The organism is Streptomyces sp. Rer75, from assembly GCF_013414305.1.
GTDB lineage: Bacteria > Actinomycetota > Actinomycetes > Streptomycetales > Streptomycetaceae > Streptomyces > Streptomyces himastatinicus.
On sequence record NZ_CP058693.1, the window covers coordinates 6,427,910 to 6,447,520 of the forward strand.

A 19,611-nucleotide genomic window follows, 5' to 3' on the forward strand; every position below is an offset into this window, starting at 1 on the left:
AGGCCCACCCAGGCTGCTGGTCATCGGTAGTCCTCCTCGTTCTCCTCGACGACCCTGGCCTGCTCCGCGCGGTCGGCCTCGTCGGCCTCCAGCGGTTCGTCGGCGGTCCGGCGGTCGTCGCGGTGGGGTACGAGGTCGTGGTGCTGTTCGGCGGCGTCCGCCTCGGGGGCCTCTACGCCGTAGGGGGCGGAGCTGTCGTTGTTCTCGATGGCGTTCGCGAAGGTCTCGGGGTCGCTCGGATCGACGGTCATGTACTCCCCTTCCCAGAGGCAGATGATCGCCCCTGTGTATAACGAGCCTAGGAGAGGTCACTTTCGGACGCTACGTGGCCTGTGAGGGTGAACACACGGTCAGCCATGTGATCGTCTCGTAACATTGCGGCATGTCTTCGACCGAGCCGCCGGAAGCCCGCATCGTTGCCGCGGTGCCCCCCGCGCGGCCCGTGCGGGTCGGAGCGGGTGAAAAGCTGCGTACCACCAGCCTGCCCGGTCTCACGCTGAACGTGCGTACCCGCCCGCCGTCGGTTTCCGGGTTGCCGCCCGCGGTGTTCCTCCACGGGCTGGGCGGCTGTTCGCAGAACTGGTCGGCGCTGATGGAACAGCTCGCCGACCGGCTCGATATCGAGGCCCCTGACCTGCCCGGATTCGGCGACTCCCCGCCTCCCGACGACGGCGACTACTCCATAACCGGCCACGCCCGGGCCGTCATCCGCCACCTCGACGCGAGCGGCCGCGCCCCCGTGCATCTGGCCGGAAATTCCATGGGCGGCACGATCGCCATCCGCGTTGCGGCCGTGCGGCCGGACCTTGTGCGCAGTCTCACCCTCGTCTCGCCCGCGCTGCCCGAGCGGCGCCCGCAGCGCACCGCGGTGCCCACCGGGCTGCTCGCGATCCCCGGGGCGATCCGGATCTTCAGCCGCGCGACCCGCGACTGGGACGCGGAGCGGCGGACCCGGGAGCTGCTGATGCTCACCTACGGCGACCCCGGGCAGGTCAGCCAGGAGGATTTCGCGCTGGCGGTCGAGGAGTACGAGCGGCGGCTCGCGCTCCCGTACTTCTGGGACGCGCTCGGCCGCTCGGCGCGCGGCCTCATCGAGTCGTACGCCCTCGGCGGCCAGCACGCGCTGTGGCGGCAGGCCGAGCGGGTCCTCGCGCCCACGCTGCTCGTCTACGGGATGCGCGACCAGCTGGTGTCCTTCCGGATGGCCCGGCGGGCGAGCGCAACCTTCCGCGACTCGCGTCTGTTGACGCTGTTGGACGCCGGACATGTGGCGATGATGGAGTACCCCGGAGCGGTGGCGCGGAGCATGCGCGAACTGCTCGACGACGTCGACGGACGACCCGTCGGCGTACGAGACGGCCGAGAAGCACAAGAAGCACGAGATGGACGGGACAGCCGGAAGACACGGGGCGTACCGGTGCCCGGAGCAGACGGGAGCGGTGCGGCGCGTGGGTAAACACAGCGCACGGGGCAGCCAGGAGGACCGGGACCCCGGGTCCGCCGAGGCGGATTCCGGCCCCGGTGCGGGACGTCGGCGGCGTTCCGCCGCGTCCGGCGCCCAGGACCCGGGCGTGACGTCGCCGCAGGGCATCCCGCGGACGGCCCACGGACCGGCCACGCCCCCGGCGCGCTCCAGGGGCGGACACCCAGGACATCCGGGCCACCCCGGGCCGCCCGGACACCCCGGCCACGCCGGGCACCCCGGGCGCCGTGAACAGGGCGGCGGCTGGAGCGCCTTCGGCACCGCCACCATGAACGCGCCGCAGCGCCCCGGCGGGCCCGCCGCCGGTGGCGGCGCGGCGAGTGGTGGTGCGGGCGGGCTGATGCCCGGGCCGCGCAGGGAGTACCTGGAGGCGTTCGAAACCCCTGACGCCCCCGATGCCGTGGACGCCGACGGCGAGGACGTCTTCGCCGCCGGTGCGCCCGGAGCGGTGCCGCCGCCGCGCCGTACCCGCCCCGGAGCGGGTGCCGATGACGACCGTAAGAACGCTGCGGATGGCCTTGATGACGCCACGGCGGCCGACGGGGTCGACGGGACCGAGCCGCCGGGGAAGAGCGTGCGCGGGGTCGCCAAGGGCGGCAAGGGGCGCACGTTCACCGGTGTCGCCGCGGCGGCCGTGACCACCGTGCTGGCCGTCGTGGTGGCCGGACAGGTGGCGAACGGCCCGCAGAGCGACGACAAGGCGCAGTCCAAGGGCGGCCCGGAGCGCGGCGACGGGGGCGCGGTGTCGTCCCGTACGGACGGCGGGGCCACCCCGTCCGCCTCCGCGTCCCCCGAACTCGCCACGTACGGCCAGAAGATGGCCGCCCCGTATCCGCTCGACCCGAAGCTCAAGGGCTCGGGCGCCTTCACGGCCGTCCCCGGACAGGACAAGGCGCCCGGCAAGGGCCAGGTCCTGCGCTACCGGGTGGACGTCGAGAAGGGGCTGCCGCTCGACGGCGCGCTGTTCGCCGAGGCGGTGCACAAGACGCTCAACGACGACCGCAGTTGGGGCCACGGCGGCACCCGCACCTTCGAGCGGGTCTCGTCCGGACGCCCCGACTTCGTCATCACCCTGGCGAGCCCCGGCACCACCGCGGTGTGGTGCGGCAAGTCCGGTCTCGACACGACCGAGGACAACGTCTCGTGCGACTCGGCGTCCACCGAGCGCGTCATGATCAACGCCTATCGGTGGGCGCAGGGCGCCCGTACGTTCGGCGACGACAGGATGCACGAGTACCGCCAGATGCTCATCAACCACGAGGTCGGGCACCGGCTCGGCCACAACCACGAGACGTGCACCGAGCAGGGCGCGCTCGCCCCGGTGATGATGCAGCAGACCAAGTTCCTGGCGACGGACGGCGTCACGTGCCGCCCCAACGCCTGGCCGTTCCCCAAGGGCTGACGGCCTCCATAGCGCCCGACAACGCCTGAAGACCAGGAAGGTCACGGGCGTTCACCCCTTCCGGTGGCGCGACGGACAACCGTCCGTCGCGCCATGGCCGTGCGCGCATAACGTGCTCCCGCTGCCCGACGTGCCGAACCGCGGCATGACGGCTTGCCCACATGGGAGATCGGGGGTGCGCTCATGCGCGTGGGACTGCTTACGGAGGGTGGGTACCCGTATGCGACCGGTGAGGCGCGGGTGTGGTGCGACCGGCTGGTGCGCGGGCTGGACCAGCACGACTTCGAGGTCTACGCGCTGAGCCGGGACGCCCGCCAGGAGGCCGCGGGCCGGGCGGAGCTGCCCGCGCAGGTGCGCCGGGTGCGCACCGCGCCGCTGTGGGGCGAGCCGACCGGGCGGCGGCGGTCGTACGGGCGGCGGCAGCGGCGGCGGTTCGCCGAGCACTTCGGGGATCTGGCGGTGGCGATCAGCGTCCCGGGCGGCCCCGACAGCGCCCAGGCGGACCGTTTCGCCAGCGGTCTCCACGGCCTCGCCGACCTCGCCCGCGACACCGGCGGACTCGCCGCCGCGCTCCGCTCCGAGGACGCCGTCCGCACCCTGGAGCGCGCCTGTCACACCCCCGGCGCGCCGCGCGCCGCCCACCGGGCGCGGGTCACCGATCTGCTGGCCGTGACCGAGGCGCTGGAGCGGGCGCTGCGCCCGCTGTCGCTCGACTGGTACGGCGGCGGTGGCCGCGACCCGGGGCTGTCCGGCGTGGACCTGTGCCACGCCACCTCCGGCGGCGCGGCCGCGCTTCCCGGGCTGCTGGCCAAGCGCCGGTTCGGTACGCCGCTGCTGGTCACCGAGTACGGCGTACGGCTGCGCGAGCACTATCTGCGGAGCACCGCCGGGCGCGACGACCGCTCGGGTCCGGTCCGCGCCCTGCTGGCCGCCTTCCAGGGGAGGCTGGCCGCCGAGGCGTACGCGCAGGCCGCGCTGATCACCCCCGGCAATACGCACGCCCGCCGCTGGCAGGAGCGGTGCGGTGCCTCCCCGGAGCGGCTGCGCACCGTCTACCCCGGCATGGACGCCGCCCGCTTCGCCGAGGTCGGCGAGGGCGGCGCGGCGGCCGGCGGCGGTCACGACCGGACGCTGGTGTGGGTGGGGCGGCTCGAACCCGCCAAGGACGTCGTCGCGCTGCTGCACGCCTTCGCCGAGGTGCGCCGCTGGCAGCCGGACGCGCGGCTGCGCGTCATCGAGACCCGGCCCGGCGACGACCCGTCCGGCCATGGCCCGTCCGGGCATGGCTCGTCCGGGCATGGCTCGTCCGGCCACGACATGTCCGGCGACGGCTACCCCGCCCACTGCCGCGCCCTGGCCGACCACCTCTTCCCCGACGAGGCCGCGAACGCCCATACGCCCGGGGACAATCCGGTCTCCTTCGAGCACGTCGGCGACCCCGAGGTGCCCACCCTGGCGGACGCGTACGCGGCGGGCGCCGTCGTGGTGCTGTCCAGCGTGGTCGAGGGCTTTCCGGTGGGGCTGGTCGAGGCCATGTTCTGCGGCCGGGCCACGGTCTCGACGGACGCGGGCGCCGTCTGCGAGGCCATCGGCGGCACCGGCCTGGTCGTGCCGCCGCGCAACCCCAGGGCGCTCGCCGACGCGTGCCTCGCGCTGTTGCGCGACCCCGAGCGCCGCGCCCGTCTCGGCGCCGCCGCGCGCGCCCGGGCGCTGGAACTCTTCACCGCCGAGCAGAACGTGGTCGCCTTCCGGGGCATCTACCTGGAGCTGATGTCGCACTGCCCGGTGCGCCGCGAGGAGGTCGGCGCGGGCGGTGCGCCGCTGCCGTTCGCCCGCCCGGCGGAAGCCCACATCCCGGGCCGCTGGACCGCGGGCCAGCGGCTCGCGCACACCCCCCGCTGGGCGGAGGACGGACCGCCGCCGCGGCAGCCCCTGGCCGCCCTGTCCGAGGAGGGCGCATGACCGGGCCCGCCCCGGGCGCGTCCGGGGCGCGCCGCGAACAGCCCAGCGCCCCGGCGTCGGCCCATGAGCGGGGCGCCAAAGCGCGGCGCGGCTCGGTGGATCCGGTGCGGGCGCTGATGCACCGCCACCGCGAGCTGTGCGCCCGGGCCGTCGATCCGCTGGAGATCGCCGCCGGTCTGGAGGCCCACGGGGTGACCGACCGCACCGCCGCCCGCTTCCGGCACCGCGATGTCTTCTCGCTCGCCGAGGAGCTGTACGCCCGGGTCCCGCGCGACGGCGACGGCGGGGACGACGCGCCCCGTCAGGAGAGCGCCCCGGCCCGGCCCCGGATCGTGCGGGCGGCACTCGGGCTGCTCCGGCTGCTGCCCGGCGCGCTGGCCGCGGCGACCGTGATCGGCGCGCACCGGACCGGTGCCGTCGCCGTGGGCGCGGCCGGTGCCGTGCTGACGGCGGGCGCGCTGTGGCCGTGCCTGCGCCGTGGCCCGCTCGGCACGGGCGGACGGCGCGGCCGGACGAGTCGGCGCGCGGGCCGATCCGCGGACCGATCCGCGAACCGGTTCGCGGGCCTGCTCGCGGCCCTTTTCGCGGCCCTGCCGGGAGCGTTGTGCACCGGCTGGCTGCTCGCCTACGCCGCCTGCGGCGACTGGCTGCTGGCCGGGCTCACCGGCCGTACCGACGGCGCCCCCGGGCCGTACGACCCCGGACCGTTCGACCCCGGGCCGTACGACCCGGCGGCGGCGTGCGAGGCCGCCGTCGTCCTCGGCCTCGCCGTCGCCCCCGCCGCGTGGTGCGCCCGCTGGTTCGCCGTACGGGCGCGCCGCAGGCTGGCCGCCAGCAGCGGGCTGGAGGAGTTCGCGGCGGGCGTCCGTCCGCTGTGCGCGGCCGCCGCCCTGGCCTTCCTGCTCGCCCTGCCGCCGCTGGTGCTCACGGCCCGGCTCACGGTGCCCGGCGCCGCCGCGGACCCCACCGCCGAGGCGGGCGTCGCCGCGCTGGCCGGGCTGCTGTTCCTCGCCCGGCTGCTCGCCGTCCACGGCTTCCGCGCCGCCGCGGCCACCGGCACCGCCGTGGCCTGCGCCGCCGAAGCGGCCGTGCTGGGCGCCGCCGGGGCCGCCCGGCTGCCGGGCTGCGCGGCGCTCGGCGAGCCGGTGCGGCGGCTGGCCGCCGCCCACGGCACGGCCGCCGTGCCCGCCGTGGCCTGCGGGGCCGCCGCGCTCGCGCTGCTGGTGTACGCGTGCGCCGCCCTGTCCCGCGCCTCGGCCCACACCGCCCCACCACGCCCCCCACACCGTCACCCCCTCCCATCCCTACGAGGAGCACCTCCATGAGCGACGAGACGACCGCCCCACACGCCACCCCCGGGGAGGCACGACGATGAGAGTCCTGCTGCTCGGCTCCGGCGGCTACCTGGGCCGCTACGTCGCCGAACACCTGCTGGCCGACCCCGCCGTCCAGCTCACCGCGCTCGGCCGCGGCGACGACGCCGACGTGCGGTTCGACCTGTCCAGCGGCAGCCCCGGCGCGCTCACCCGCTTCCTGAACGCGGTCCACCCCGGTGTGGTGATCAACTGTGCGGGCGCGACCCGCGGCGGGGCCCGCGAGCTGACCCGGCACAACACCGTGGCCGTCGCGACCGTCTGCGAGTCGCTGCGCCGCAGCGGCTGCGGCGCCCGGCTCGTCCAGATCGGCTGCTCCTCCGAGTACGGGCCCTCGCAGCCCGGTTCGTCCACCGCCGAGGACGCCGTGCCGCGCCCCGGCGGCCCGTACGGCGTGAGCAAGCTGGCCGCGACCGAGCTGGTGCTCGGCTCCGGTCTGGACGCGGTGGTGCTGCGGGTCTTCTCGCCGGTCGGGCCCGGCACCCCGGCCGGTTCCCCGCTCGGCCGGCTCGCCGAGGCGATGCGGCGCGCGATGCAGTCCGGGGACAGCGAGCTGAAGCTGAGCGGCCTCGGGGTGCAGCGGGACTTCGTGGACGTACGGGACGTGGCGCGGGCGGTGCACGCGGCGTCGCTGTCGGCAGCGCAGGGCGTCGTCAACATCGGCACCGGGCGCGCCGTCCGGCTGCGCGAGGCGGCCTCCGTGCTGGCCCGGGTGGCGGGCTTCGGCGGCACCCTGCACGAGGTCGACGCCCCGCCCGGGCGGAATCCGCTGCACCCGGCCGCCCACATCCCGGCCCCGGCGCACGCCCCCGGTCACGCTCCGGCCCCCGTCCCGCACGCCCCCGGTCACGCCCCCGGGCCGGGGGAGCACGGCGGTGCCACCGCGTACCCGTACCCGGACGGCTGCGGCAGCTGGCAGCAGGCCGATGTGCGCACCGCGCGCGACCGGCTCGGCTGGCGCTCCCGGATTCCGCTGGAGGAGTCGCTGGCCGACATCTGGATGGAGGCGGCGTGTCGCATCTGATCTCCCCGGGGCCCCGGCCCGGCCCGGCGCCGCCGCCCGCCGCGGGTCTTGGCCTGGGGGTGCCGGGCTGGGCGCACCCGCTGGTCGCGCCGGTCGAATGGGGTGAGCTGACCCGCCGCGGCACCACGGTGCACTGGGCGGTCCTGGACGTCGCGCGCGGCCCCGGCTCGTGCCCGGACCCGTACTGCGCCGCCGCGGTGGCCCGGCTGCGGGGCGCGGGCGTCCGGGTGCTGGGGCGGCTGGACGTGAGGTTCGGCGCCCGCCCCTTCGGCGAGCTGGTCTCGGACGCCAACCGCTACCTGGACTGGTACCGGCCCGACGGCTTCTATCTGGACCGCTGCCCGTCGGAGCGCCCGGGCCTGGCGGAGGTCCGCCGGATCGTCACCACGCTGCGCGCGCTGCGCGGCGGGGCGTACACGGTGCTGGGCCAGGACACCCATCCGTACGAGGAGTACGCGGAGATCGCCGACCAGCTGGTGACCTTCCGCGGCCGGTGGGCCGACTACCGTTGGTCCCAGGTCGCGGAGTGGACGGCGGGCTATCCGCCCGAACGGTTCTGCCATCTGGTGCACGGGGTGCCCCGGCCGCATCTGGACGAGGCGCTGCGCATCGCCCGCTGGCAGGGGGCGGGCACGGTCTTCTTCACGGACCGCACGACCCGCCCGGGCCAGCGCTCCGACTCCGCCGCCCTCTGGGAGACGCTGCCCGGACACTGGGACGACGTCGTCTCGCGCATCGGACCGTGTGTCATGGAATGAGATGGGGCGTGGCAGTGTTACGAGGAGACGAGAAGACAATCTCCCCGCTCACGCGGGGCTGACCACCGCTCCTACCCACTACGGAGTCCTTGTGTCGCTGCCACCCCTGGTCGAGCCGGCTGCCGAGCTCACCGTCGACGAGGTCCGCAGGTACTCGCGCCATCTGATCATCCCGGATGTCGGTATGGAGGGCCAGAAGCGGCTGAAGAACGCCAAGGTGCTCTGTGTGGGCGCGGGCGGTCTCGGCTCGCCCGCCCTGATGTACCTGGCCGCCGCCGGTGTGGGCACGCTCGGCATCATCGAGTTCGACGAGGTCGACGAGTCCAACCTTCAGCGCCAGATCATCCACAGCCAGGCGGACATCGGTCGCCCGAAGGCGCAGTCCGCGCGTGACACCGTCCTGGGCATCAACCCGTACACGAACGTCGTGCTGCACGAGGGCCGCCTCGAAGCCGACAACGTGATGGAGATCTTCTCCCAGTACGACCTGATCGTCGACGGTACGGACAACTTCGCCACCCGCTACCTCGTCAACGACGCATGCGTGCTGCTGAACAAGCCGTACGTCTGGGGTTCGATCTACCGCTTCGACGGTCAGGCGTCCGTGTTCTGGTCCGAGCACGGCCCCTGCTACCGCTGCCTGTACCCGGAGCCCCCGCCGCCCGGCATGGTCCCCTCCTGCGCCGAGGGCGGCGTCCTGGGCGTGCTGTGCGCGTCCATCGGCTCCATCCAGGTCACCGAGGCCATCAAGGTGCTGACCGGGGCCGGTGACCCGATGGTCGGCCGCCTGATGATCTACGACGCCCTGGAGATGACCTACCGGCAGGTCAAGGTCCGCAAGGACCCGGACTGCGCGGTCTGCGGTCCGAACGCCACGGTCAAGGAGCTCATCGACTACGAGGCCTTCTGCGGTGTCGTCTCGGACGAGGCCCAGGAGGCGGCGGCCGGTGCGACGATCACTCCCAAGCAGCTCAAGGAGTGGATCGACGACGGCGAGGCCATCGACATCATCGACGTCCGCGAGCCGAACGAGTACGAGATCGTCTCGATCCCGGGCGCCCGGCTGATCCCGAAGAACGAGTTCCTGATGGGTACCGCCCTCCAGGACATGCCGCAGGACAAGAAGATCGTCTTGCATTGCAAGACGGGTGTCCGATCCGCGGAAGTCCTGGCCGTCCTGAAGTCCGCGGGCTTCTCCGACGCCGTCCATGTGGGCGGCGGCGTGATCGGCTGGGTCAACCAGATCGAGCCCGACAAGCCGGTCTACTGACAGCTGTGTGAGAGGGGCCCGGACCGCCGCACCGGCGGTCCGGGCCCCTCGTCGTTCATCCGCAGGTCGTGCCGCTCGCGGGCACATTTCCGTCGAGCAGATAGCCGTTCACGGCCTTCGTCATGCAGGCGTTGCCGCTGTTGTACGCGCCATGGCCCTGCCCCCGGTACGTGACCTCGATGCCCACGCCACGGCCCAGTTCGCGGGCCATCGTCCGGGCCCCCTCGTAGGGGGTGGCCGGGTCGCCGGTGTTGCCGACGACGAGGATCGGCGCGGAGCCCTTGGCGCCCACGTCCGGGGTGTCCGCCGTACCGGCGACCGGCCAGCCGGTGCAGGCGAGCAGGGACCAGGCCAGATAGTCGCCGAAGACCTTCGACGTCTTGCGGAACCGCGGCAGCCGCTCCTTCACCTCGCTCACCGTGTAGCGCTTCTTCTCGTCGGCGCAGTTGACCGCCGTATTGGCCGCGTTGACATTGCTGTAGCGGCCCTTGTCGTCGCGGCCGGACATCGAATCCGCCATCGCGAGCAGCAGATTGCCCTTGTCGAGCATCAGTACTTCCTGAAGGCCCAGCGTCAGGTATTTCCAGCTGTCCTTGGAGTAGAGCGCGGCGGCGATACCGCCGAGTGCCCCGCCTTGAGTGAGCTTGCGGCCGCTGTCGGTGTCCATCGGCTTCTTGTCGAGTTTCTTCAGCAGCGTGACGATCTTCTCGGCGCCCGCCTTCGGATCGTCGCCGACCGGGCAGCCGAGCCCCTTCTTGGCGCAGTCCCGGAGGTAGTTGTCCAGCGCGAGCTGGAACCCCCTGGCCTGGGCGAGGGAGCCCTGTTCGGTGTCCGCGGACGGGTCGACCACGGCGTCGAGGACCGCGCGCGCCACATGCCGCGGGTACAGATGGGCGTAGACGCCGCCGAGTTCGGTGCCGTAGGAGATGCCGAAATACGAGAGTTTCCGGTCGCCCAGCACCTGCCGCATGAGGTCCATGTCGCGGGCGGCGCTGACGGTGTCGACGTGGGGCAGCATCTTTCCGGAACGCTTTTCGCATCCGGCGATGTATTTCTTCGCGTCCGCCGTCGCCGCCTTGATTTCGGCGGCGTCGTCCGGAGTGCCGTCCACCGCCTCCGCGGCGTCGATCTCCTTGTCGCTCCGGCAGGTCACGCCCTCGCTTTCGCCGACGCCGCGCGGGTCGAAGCTGACGAGGTCATAGCGCGAGCGCAGCTTCTCGTAATCCCCGCTGAATCCGGGCAGGGAGGAGACCCCGGAGCCGCCGGGACCGCCGAAGTTGAACACCAGGGAGCCGATCCGCTTGTCGGGGTCGGTGGCCTTGGCGCGGATCATCGCGAGGTCGATGGTCGCGCCGGTGGGCTTCGCCCAGTCCAGCGGCACCGAGAGGTCGGCACACTCCCAGTCGCCGCCCGGCGCCTTGCCGGTGCCCTGGAGCGGGGTCGGCGCCTCGCACCCCTTCCAGCGCGGCTTCTGGCCCGTGAGCGAGCCGGGCAGGCCGGAGGAGCCCGGGGGCGCGGCCGGGGCGGTGGACGAGCGGCCGGAGGACGGGGTGGCCGACGCCTTGCCCTGGTCCTTTCCGCCGCCGCTACAGCCGGCGACGGCGATGAGGGCGACCGCGGCGGTCGCGGAGACCAGCGCCCTGGTCGCCCTGGTCCGTATCGTGCGGAGGGAACTCGACATGGTCGGTGATCCTATGAGGATGGTATGAGCGGGAGTGTGCGCGCTTGTTCTCCATACCGTCACAGCCGCGGCGCCCGCTCGCCGATCCGGCCTGATCAACAAGACACCCCCTAGGTGCAGACCTTGCCGTTTTCCGGAACCCGGCCGTTCAGCAGATAGGCGTTCACGGTTTTGCGCACACAGCGGCTGCCGCTGTCGTACGCCCCGTGTCCCTCGCCCTTGTACGTGAGCTGGACGCCGACCCCGGGCCCGAGTTCGTCGGCCATCTTCCGCGCCCCGGCGTACGGCGTGGCCGGGTCGCCGGTGTTGCCGACGATCAGGATGGGGGCGGCGCCGCGGGCGCTGACGTCGGGGGTGGTCCAGGCGCCGCGGACGGGCCAGTCGGTGCACTGGGTGAGGCTCCAGGCCATGAAGTCGCCGAACACCGGGGACGCCTTGCGGAAGGTGGGCAGCTTCCGCCGGATGTCGGCCAGGGTGTAGCGCTGCTTGAAGTCGGCGCAGGTGACGGCGTTGAGCGAGGACTGGAGCGTGCTGTAGTCGCCGTCCTCGTCGCGCCCGTTCATGGCGTCGCCGAGGGCCAGCAGGATCCTGCCGTCGCCCTGCTGGGCCCCGGCGATGCCCTGGGTGAGGTACGGCCAGAAGTCCCGTGAGTACAGGGCCTGCGCGATGCCCCCGTCGGCCAGCGACTGGGTGAGCTTCCGGTTGCCGATGCCCGCGACCGGACGCCGGTCGAGGCGCTTGAGCAGGGTTTGGATCCGGGCCTGGGTCGGGCAGCCGGCCGCGGCGGTGTTGCGGCACTCCTTCAGGTAGTCGCCCAGCGCCAGTTGGAACCCCTTCGCCTGGCCGAGGGCGCCCTGTTCGGGGCTCTGGGTGGGGTCCACGACCCCGTCGAAGAGCGCCCGGCCCACCTTCTTCGGGTACAGATGGGCGTAGACGCCGCCCAGTTCGGTGCCGTAGGAGACGCCGAAGTAGTACAGCTTGCGGTCGCCGAGGACGCGGCGCATCAGCTCCATGTCGCGGGCGGCGTTGGTGGTGCCGACGTACGGGAGCACCGCGCCGGACCGCTTCTCGCACCCGGCGGCATAGCCCTTGACCCGGCGCACCAGGGACTTCACCTCGGCGGAGTCGTCCGGGGAGGCGTCGGCCGCGTAGTAGGCGTCGAGCTGCCGGTCGCCGAGGCAGTGCACCCCCTTGCTGCGGCCGACCCCGCGCGGATCGAAGCTGACCAGGTCGTAGCGGGTGCGCAGCTGTTTGTAGGTGCCCGCGAGGGCGGGGAGCGTGGCGACGCCGGAGCCGCCGGGGCCGCCGAAGTTGAAGATCAGCGAGCCGATCCGCTTGTCGGGGTCGGTGGCCTTGGCGCGGATCATCGCGATGCCGACGGTGGCGCCGCGCGGCTTCGCGTAGTCCAGCGGAACGTGCAGGGTCGCGCACTCCCACTCCCGGCCCGGGGCCTTGGTGGTCGCCCCGTCCTCGCTGTCGGAGGGGGCGGGGCAGGTGCTCCAGCGGAGCTTCTGGCCCGCGGTGGTGTCCGGCCGTTCGGGGTCGCCGCCGCATCCGGCGGTGGCGGCGAGCAGCAGGGCGGCGGCGGACAGCGCACCGGTGCGCAGGGGTCGGGACACAGCGGCTCTCCCGGGGTGGCGGCGTACCGCCATCCTGCGGGCCCCGGCGGGGTCGCGCGCGCACAGCGCGGGCGTACGGGTGAGGGCGCGCGAAGGGCCGTCGGCGCGGCTACAGCGCCTCCCGGCGGGTGAGCGGCTACAGCGCCTCTCGGCGGGTGAGGTGGGTGAACGCCAGCCAGCCGGGCAGCACCGGCAGCCAGAAGACCATCAGCCGGAAGAGCAGCACCGCGGGCGCGGCCACCTCGTACGGCAGCCCGGCGAAGGTCAGTCCGGCGATCAGGGCGGCCTCGACGGCGCCGACGCCGCCCGGGGTGGGCGCGGCCGACCCCAGGGCGTTGCCCGCGAGGAAGACGACCGCGATGCTCGCGTAGCTCAGCTCGCCGCCGAACGCGCGGATGGACGCGTCGAGGCACATGACGTTGGCCGCGGTCAGCAGCAGCATGCCGCCGATTCCGGTGAGCAGCTTCCTGGGCCGCTGGAGCACGTCCAGCATGCGCGGCACGACGCCCGCGAACAGCGACCGCACCCGGGTGGAAACGAACTTCCGCAGTGCGGGTACCGCGGTGACCACAAGGGTCAGCACGGCGCCCGTCAGCAGCCCGGCGATCACGGTCCGGGAGGGAGACAGCGTCGGGGTGCGCTCGGTGCCGGTGATGTAGCCGAAGGTGGCCAGCAGCACGATGTGGCTGGCCAGGCCGAACAGCTGCGAGGCGCCGACGCTCGCCACCGCGAGCCCCGGCCGCACCCCCGCGCGCTGGAGGAAGCGGGCGTTGAGGGCGACGCCGCCGACCGCCGCGGGGGCCACCAGCTTCACGAACGAGGCGGCGACCTGCGCCAGCACCGTACGCCCGAAGGGCACCTTCTCGGGGACGAAGCCGAGCAGGCTCAGGGCCGCGGCCACATAGGTGAGCGCGGAGAAGAGGAGCGCGAACACCACCCAGATCCAGTTGGCCTCGGCGACCAGGGCGCCCAGCTTGACGTGGGTGAACTGGGACAGCAGGAAGTACGCGGCGAAGGCGCCCGCGCAGAAGCTCACCAGGGTGCGCGGCTTGATGCGCTCCAGCCGCACCGGCTCGATCGGCGCCTGCGGCCGCACCAGCAGCACCTGACGGCGGATCTGGGCGAGCAGATCCTCCTCGCGGGCCTCCTCCAGGGCCTCGTCGATCGCCCGCTTCTCGGCCTGCTTCTCGGCCTTGGCCGTCTTGCGGTCGCTGACGGCCGGTTCGGCCCTGCGCCCGTCGTCGGCCTCTCCAGGGGCCCCCTCTTGAGCCCCCTCGGCCTCCCGCGCCTTGGCCTCCTTGGCGGCGCGGGACGCCTCCAGCACCGCTTCCCGCTGCCGCTGGGCGCGCTCCCGGGCGAGCTGGCGCAGCGTCGCCCGGGTGGCCCGGCCCAGGGCGAGGGGCTGGAGCAGGGGGAGGCTGTCGGCGACCGCGTCCGGCCCGATGACGTCGACCGCGGCGGCCACGGAGCGCTCGGCGCCCACCCGCAGCCCCAGGGTGGTCATCAGCTGGGCGATGTCCATCCGCAGCACCAGGTCGCCCGCCGCGATCTCGCCGCCGCGCAGATCCGTCAGGATGACCGCGCCGGAGCGGTCGACCATCAGGGCGTCGCTGTCCAGCCGCCGGTGGGCGATGCGCCGTGACTGGAGCGCCTGCACCTGGTGCCAGGCCCCGGCCAGCAGCTCGTCGGTGATCGCCTCGTCCGGCAGGGCGTGCAGCGGACGGCCGCCGATGTGCTCGTAGATGAGCATCACGGCGTCCGGGCCCAGCTCGGAGGTGGCGATCAGCTTGGGCGCGTTGGCGCCCGCCGCGATCGCCGCGTACGCGAGCAGCGCCTCCTGCTCCAGTGCCTGGCGCAGCGACTGGAGGCTGCGGGGCGGGGTGATCGTGCGCAGCGTCAGCCGCTGCCAGACGCTGTAGAAGAAGCCCTGGGCCTGCTGTTCCCGGTCGACCACGGTGACGTCCAGCGGCGGACCGTCCTCCAGGGTGACCAGATAGCGGCGCCCCCGGTCGCTGTGGTTGCCGTGCTCGTCGACGGCCTCCTCGGCGCGCGCCGCGCTGACCGGGTTGAAGCCGACCCGGCGCAGCCCGGCCAGCAGGTGCTGGCCGGTGGGCCGGACGTTGGGGGAGCCGACGGCGTACAGCGTGCCGTAGGCGACGGTCCAGCCGATGAGCACCGTGATGATGATCGAGAACGGGGTGGTGTAGCCGCCGACGAGCACCGCGAACGCGTCGAGCAGCAGCACGCCCCACATGGCCACCCGCCAGCGGGGGCGGCGCGCCATCCCGACGGCCGTCATATAGGCGATGACGGGGGCGAGGTAGCCGTGCACGGGATCGCTCAGGGCGCCGCCGGGCGCGGGCTGGGTGAGGGCCTCGCGGATCGAGTCGGGCGCGGCTCTGGCGACCCACAGATCGGTGGCGAGGGAGATGCCGTGGGCGAGGACCGCGGCCAGGACGCCGTCCGCGATCCGCAGCCCGTCCCGTTTGATCAGCCGCTCGATCGCGAACGCCACCGGCAGGACGAGCACGGCGATGCTGGCCGTCAGCCCCGCGAAGTCGATCACCAGCGGGGGCGCCTGGTTGGCGCCGTGGCCGATGTCCTTCTCCAGCCCCGCGGTGGTGCCGTGCGCGAAGGCCGCGACGGCCAGGACGATGCCGATGCCCAGCGCGCCGAGCAGCAGCCGCATCAGGTCGGAGGGGCGGTGCACCCGGGCGGGCAGCAGCGGTTCGTCGCCCGAGACCCGTTCGTTGTGCCCCTGCGGGCCGTCCGGATCGTTCGGATCGTTCGGCTCGTTCGGCTCGTCGCAGTTCTCGGCGCCGCCGTGGTCCCGGGGGCCGCGCGGACCGTCGGTGCCGTCCGAGCCGTCCGAGCGCGGCAGCGCCTCAGGGGTGCGGGCCTCCTCTTCCGGAGGCTGCGCACCCTGCTGCTTCGCCGTCTCTTCTTGATCTCGTATCACCAGTCACCGCCCGGAAGATGGTGGCATGCCCGGGCTGCGGAGGAGGGCATCAGGGTGCATTTCGGGGATGTGAGCCTCGGATCGTACGCCCTGTAGTGGTTTCCCGCACAATGCGTGATCGAACCCCGCTGCCGTCCGCAGAGCCTTCGACGGTACCGCGCGGGGCGGTGCCGGTGGCGATGTCGGGGGTGTGCGGCAGGATGGGCGGGATGAGCCGGGAGAGCGAGGAGCCGCGGGCCGAGGACGAGCTGCCCGCGTACGCGGAGCGGGTGCTGGACGTCGCCGAGCTGATCCCGCCGGGCCGGGTGATGACCTACGGGGACGTCGCCGAGTGGCTGGAGGAGGGCGGCCCGCGCCAGGTGGGGCGGGTGATGGCCCTCTACGGGGGCGCCGTGCCGTGGTGGCGCGTGGTGCGCGCGGACGGCGCGCTGCTGCCCGGCCACGAGCTGCGGGCGCTCGATCACTACCGTGAGGAGGGCACTCCGCTGCGCGGGGCGTCGCGCTCGGCCGAGGGCCATCTGCCGAAGATCGACATGCGCCGGGCCCGCTGGGACGGCGCCGAGGGCGCTGAAGGCGGGGACGGCACCGCGGGATAGGGGTTGTCCACAGCCATTCGGGTGACGCACCGCGGCACATGAGAGGCTGTCCCGCACCCAGCCAACCCACCAGGACCGGCGATCCATGTGAGTACCTCCTCCTCGTCCCTGCCGCGACAGCGGCGGGGACGGCAGCCGTATCTGCGGCTGCCGTCCGCGGGCACGTACCGCCTGGTCCGCAGTCGGCCGGATCCAGTGGCTTTTCCTGTCCTGGACGCACGGCAGCGCGCCGTGGTTGAGCACGAGGGCGGTCCGCTGCTGGTGCTCGCCGGGCCGGGCACGGGGAAGACCACGACGCTCGTGGAGGCCGTCGCCCGGCGGGTGCGCGAGGGCGCCGACCCGGAGCGGATCCTGGTGCTCACCTTCAGCCGCAAGGCCGCCGTCGAGCTGCGCGACCGGATGACGGCGCGGCTGGAGGGCGTGACCGGGCCGCGGGCCACCACCTTCCACTCCTTCTGCTACGCGCTGGTCCGCGCCCACCAGGACGTCGACCTGTTCGCCGATCCGCTGCGGCTGCTGTCCGGCCCGGAACAGGACGTCGTCGTACGGGAACTGCTCGCCGGACAGGCCGAACTGGAGCGCGCGGGGCGCGCCTCGGCCCGCTGGCCCGACGATCTGCGCGCCTGCCTGACCACCCGCGGCTTCGCCGACGAGGTGCGCGCGGTGCTCGCCCGCAGCCGGGAGCTGGGGCTCGGCCCGCGGTCGCTGGGGGAGTTCGCGGCGCGCACCGGGCGCCCGGACTGGGGCGCGGCGGCGGCCTTCCTCGCCGAGTACCTGGACGTCCTGGACGCCCAGGGGGTGCTGGACTACGCGGAGCTGGTGCACCGCGCGGTGCTGCTCGCCGAGCGGCCGGGCGTATCGGCGGAGCTGGCCGCGCGCTATGACGCGGTGTTCGTGGACGAGTACCAGGACACGGACGTGGCCCAGACCCGGCTGCTGCGCGCGCTGGCGGGCGGCGGTAGGAATCTCGTGGCCTTCGGCGACCCCGATCAGTCCATCTATGCCTTCCGGGGCGCCGATGTGAACGGCATCCTCGGCTTCCGGGACGACTTCCCGCGCGCGGACGGCACACCGGCGCCCGTGGAGGTCCTCACCACCTCGCGCCGCTCGGGCGCCCGGCTGCTCGCCGCGACCCGGCTCATCACCGGCCGGATGCCCCTCACCCGCCTCCCGGCGCACGCCGTGCGCGCCCACCGGGAGCTGACGGCGACCCGCGACGGCGGTCGGGTCGAGGTGTTCACGTACCCCACCGCGGGCGCCGAACTCGACAACGTCGCCGACATCCTGCGCCGCGCCCATCTGGAGGACGGGGTGCCCTGGAGCGAGATGGCCGTCCTGGTGCGCGCCGGGGGGCGCTCGCTCCCGGGCCTGCGCCGGGCCCTCACCTCCGCCGGGGTGCCCATCGAGGTGGACGGCGACGACATCCCACTGCGCCACGAACCCGCCGTGGCCCCCCTGCTGACGGCGCTGCGGGCCGCCGCCACGGCCGCGCTGCCCGACTCCGGAGGGCTGTCCGCCGCCCTCGACGTCGAGACGGCCCTCACCCTGCTCACCTCGCCGCTGGGCGGCATGGACGCCGCCGATCTGCGCAAGCTCGGCCGCGCCCTGCGCGAGGAGGAGCGGTCCGCCGGACACGCCGTACCGCGCCCCTCCGACGTCCTGCTCGCCGAGGCGCTGGCCGCGCCCGAGCGGCTGGCCGTCCACGACCCGGCGTACGCGCGCGGCGCCCAGCGGCTCGGCCTGCTGCTGCGCACGGCGCTGGACGCGCTGGCCGGGGGCGGCACCGCGGAACAGGCGCTGTGGGAGCTGTGGGACGGCACCCCCTGGCCCGGGCGGCTGGAGGGTGCCGTCCAGCGCGGCGGGGCCGCCGGGCGCAACGCCGACCGCGACCTGGACGCGGTGTGCGCGCTGTTCGAGACCGCCGCGCGCGCGGAGGAGCGCACCGGCGGCCGCGGCGCGCTCAACTTCCTCGACCAGCTCGACGCCCAGGACATCGCCGCCGACACCCTCTCGCGCCGCATCGCCCGCCCCGACGCCGTGCGGCTGATGACCGCCCACCGCTCCAAGGGACTGGAGTGGCGCCTGGTGGTCGTCGCGGGCGTCCAGGAGGGGTTGTGGCCGGACCTGCGGCGCCGCGGCTCGCTCCTGGAGGCCGACCGGATCGGCCGGGACGGGCTCGCCGAGCCGCTGACCCCGGGCGCGCTGCTGGCCGAGGAGCGGCGGCTGTTCTACGTGGCGGCGACCCGCGCCAGGGACCGGCTGGTGGTCACCGCCGTCAAGGCCGCCTCCGACGACGGCGACCAGCCCTCGCGGTTCCTGACCGAGCTGGGCGTCCCGCCGGTCGACGTCACCCAGCGGCCGCGCCGCCCGCTGTCGGTCGCCGCGCTCGTTGCCGAGCTGCGCGCCACCGCCGTCGACCCGGACGCCTCGGACGCCCTGCGGGAGGCCGCCGCGCAGCGGCTGGCGCGGCTCGCGGCGCTGCGCGACGAGGACGGCAGGCCGCTCGTCCCCGCGGCCCACCCCTCCGGCTGGTGGGGCCTGTACGAGCCGACGCACAGCGAGGTGCCGCTGCGCGACCGCGACCGGCCCGTGGCGCTGTCCGGCAGCGCGCTCGACCAGCTCGTCAACACCTGCTCGCTCCAGTGGTTCCTGGGGCGCGAGGTCAAGGCGGACGCCCCGTCGACCGCCGCCCAGGGCTTCGGCAACGTCGTCCACGTCCTCGCCGACGAGGTGGCCTCCGGCCGCACCCCGGCCGACCTCGCCGTCCTGATGGAGCGCCTGGACTCCGTATGGGACGCGCTCGCCTTCGACGCCCCCTGGAAGTCGCGGCAGGAGAAGGAGCACGCCCGGGCGGCCCTGGAGCGCTTCCTGCGCTGGCATGTGATGGAGCGCGGCGGCCGCACGGCGGTCGCCTCCGAGCACGGCTTCGACGTCACCCTCGAAGCCGAGGCCTACCAGGTGCGCATCCGCGGCAGCATGGACCGCGTCGAGGCGGACGGCGAGGGGCGGGCGTACGTCGTCGACTTCAAGACCGGCAAGCAGCCCGTGACCCGCGGCGAGGTCGCCCACCACCCCCAGCTGGCGGTCTATCAGCTCGCCGTGCGCGAGGGCGCCGTCGACGGCCTCTTCGGGGACGACCGCCCCGAACCCGGCGGCGCCGAACTGGTCCAGCTGCGGCAGGGCGCCCCCAAGAAGGACGGCGGCGAGACCGTCCCCAAGGTCCAGGCGCAGGACCCGCCCGCAGGACCCGACGGGGAGTGGGTCGGCGAACTCCTCGCCACCGCGGCCGGACGCGTCCTCGACGAGCGCTTCGCCCCGAGCACCGGGGCGCACTGCGAGCGCTGCGCGTTCCGCGCCTCGTGCAGCGCCCGCGCGGAGGGCCGCCACGTGGTGGAGTGACCCACGGGGTGGAGTGACGGGGGATGAGATGGCTTGTGGGGACATGTCCGTTGTCGTCGACGGGAGATGTGGGGGCTTGTCCCCC

The 19,611-nt window shown here is 74.2% G+C and carries 13 protein-coding genes; 9 read left to right on the plus strand and 4 right to left on the minus strand.

Going from position 1 to position 19,611, the window contains the following annotated elements:
- Positions 1 to 20 precede the first annotated feature (20 nt).
- On the minus strand, positions 21 to 251 hold the full coding sequence (locus HYQ63_RS27925) for a hypothetical protein (protein WP_179936633.1): 231 nt from the start codon (positions 249 to 251) through the stop codon (positions 21 to 23).
- A gap of 131 nt (positions 252 to 382) precedes the next feature.
- Between HYQ63_RS27925 and HYQ63_RS27930 the strand changes: the two genes are divergently transcribed.
- The 7 genes from HYQ63_RS27930 (at position 383) to moeZ (ending at position 9,272) form a co-directional block, all read left to right on the plus strand.
- Entirely contained in the window at positions 383 to 1,456 is a 1,074-nt protein-coding gene (locus tag HYQ63_RS27930) for an alpha/beta fold hydrolase (protein ID WP_179936634.1), read from the plus strand.
- Positions 1,449 to 2,885, plus strand: a complete 1,437-nt coding sequence (locus tag HYQ63_RS27935) for a DUF3152 domain-containing protein (protein ID WP_373689149.1) — start codon at positions 1,449 to 1,451, stop codon at positions 2,883 to 2,885. The genes HYQ63_RS27930 and HYQ63_RS27935 overlap by 8 nt, the downstream gene beginning before the upstream one ends.
- Before the next feature lie 183 nt (positions 2,886 to 3,068).
- Entirely contained in the window at positions 3,069 to 4,847 is a 1,779-nt protein-coding gene (locus HYQ63_RS27940) for a DUF3492 domain-containing protein (RefSeq protein ID WP_179936636.1), read from the plus strand.
- Positions 4,844 to 6,172 carry a hypothetical protein gene (locus tag HYQ63_RS27945; RefSeq protein WP_179936637.1) on the plus strand — a complete coding sequence of 443 codons (1,329 nt, stop codon included), beginning with the start codon at positions 4,844 to 4,846 and terminating at the stop codon, positions 6,170 to 6,172. The genes HYQ63_RS27940 and HYQ63_RS27945 overlap by 4 nt, the downstream gene beginning before the upstream one ends.
- A 46-nt stretch (positions 6,173 to 6,218) precedes the next feature.
- A complete protein-coding gene (locus HYQ63_RS27950; RefSeq protein WP_179936638.1) occupies positions 6,219 to 7,244 on the plus strand; it encodes an NAD-dependent epimerase/dehydratase in 1,026 nt (341 codons plus the stop codon).
- Entirely contained in the window at positions 7,241 to 8,002 is a 762-nt protein-coding gene (locus HYQ63_RS27955) for a spherulation-specific family 4 protein (protein WP_179940584.1), read from the plus strand. The genes HYQ63_RS27950 and HYQ63_RS27955 overlap by 4 nt, the downstream gene beginning before the upstream one ends.
- Positions 8,003 to 8,093: 91 nt before the next feature.
- Entirely contained in the window at positions 8,094 to 9,272 is a 1,179-nt protein-coding gene (gene moeZ, locus HYQ63_RS27960) for an adenylyltransferase/sulfurtransferase MoeZ (RefSeq protein WP_123102658.1), read from the plus strand.
- A 55-nt stretch (positions 9,273 to 9,327) separates the two neighbouring features.
- Here the strand turns inward: moeZ and HYQ63_RS27965 are convergent, their stop codons facing one another.
- The 3 genes from HYQ63_RS27965 to HYQ63_RS27975 all read right to left on the minus strand — a co-directional run bounded on the left by HYQ63_RS27965 (position 9,328) and on the right by HYQ63_RS27975 (position 15,531).
- Positions 9,328 to 10,953, minus strand: a complete 1,626-nt coding sequence (locus HYQ63_RS27965) for an alpha/beta hydrolase (RefSeq protein ID WP_179936639.1) — start codon at positions 10,951 to 10,953, stop codon at positions 9,328 to 9,330.
- 110 nt (positions 10,954 to 11,063) lie between these two features.
- Positions 11,064 to 12,605, minus strand: a complete 1,542-nt coding sequence (locus HYQ63_RS27970) for an alpha/beta hydrolase (RefSeq protein ID WP_179936640.1) — start codon at positions 12,603 to 12,605, stop codon at positions 11,064 to 11,066.
- Between the two features lie 103 nt (positions 12,606 to 12,708).
- Positions 12,709 to 15,531: a lysylphosphatidylglycerol synthase transmembrane domain-containing protein gene (locus HYQ63_RS27975; protein WP_179936641.1), complete on the minus strand. Its 2,823-nt coding sequence runs from the start codon at positions 15,529 to 15,531 to the stop codon at positions 12,709 to 12,711.
- Positions 15,532 to 15,731: 200 nt separating this feature from the next.
- Here HYQ63_RS27975 and HYQ63_RS27980 point away from each other — a divergent pair, with 200 nt between their 5' ends.
- Together HYQ63_RS27980 and HYQ63_RS27985 are read left to right on the plus strand one after the other, a co-directional pair.
- Positions 15,732 to 16,127, plus strand: a complete 396-nt coding sequence (locus HYQ63_RS27980; protein ID WP_257232656.1) for an MGMT family protein — start codon at positions 15,732 to 15,734, stop codon at positions 16,125 to 16,127.
- An 87-nt stretch (positions 16,128 to 16,214) separates the two neighbouring features.
- Complete coding sequence (locus HYQ63_RS27985) at positions 16,215 to 19,526, plus strand: ATP-dependent DNA helicase (RefSeq protein WP_179936643.1); 3,312 nt, start codon at positions 16,215 to 16,217, stop codon at positions 19,524 to 19,526.
- The last annotated feature ends 85 nt before the right edge of the window (positions 19,527 to 19,611 follow it).

Excerpts from the sequence above, each read along its gene's own strand:
- HYQ63_RS27925 (WP_179936633.1), bottom strand. The coding sequence starts at position 251 with ATGACCGTCGATCCGAGCGACCCCGAGACCTTCGCGAACGCCATCGAG.
- HYQ63_RS27930 (WP_179936634.1), top strand. The coding sequence starts at position 383 with ATGTCTTCGACCGAGCCGCCGGAAGCCCGCATCGTTGCCGCGGTGCCC.
- HYQ63_RS27940 (WP_179936636.1), top strand. The coding sequence starts at position 3,069 with ATGCGCGTGGGACTGCTTACGGAGGGTGGGTACCCGTATGCGACCGGT.
- HYQ63_RS27945 (WP_179936637.1), top strand. The coding sequence starts at position 4,844 with ATGACCGGGCCCGCCCCGGGCGCGTCCGGGGCGCGCCGCGAACAGCCC.
- HYQ63_RS27950 (WP_179936638.1), top strand. The coding sequence starts at position 6,219 with ATGAGAGTCCTGCTGCTCGGCTCCGGCGGCTACCTGGGCCGCTACGTC.
- HYQ63_RS27965 (WP_179936639.1), bottom strand. The coding sequence starts at position 10,953 with ATGTCGAGTTCCCTCCGCACGATACGGACCAGGGCGACCAGGGCGCTG.
- HYQ63_RS27970 (WP_179936640.1), bottom strand. The coding sequence starts at position 12,605 with ATGGCGGTACGCCGCCACCCCGGGAGAGCCGCTGTGTCCCGACCCCTG.
- HYQ63_RS27980 (WP_257232656.1), top strand. The coding sequence starts at position 15,732 with ATGGGCGGGATGAGCCGGGAGAGCGAGGAGCCGCGGGCCGAGGACGAG.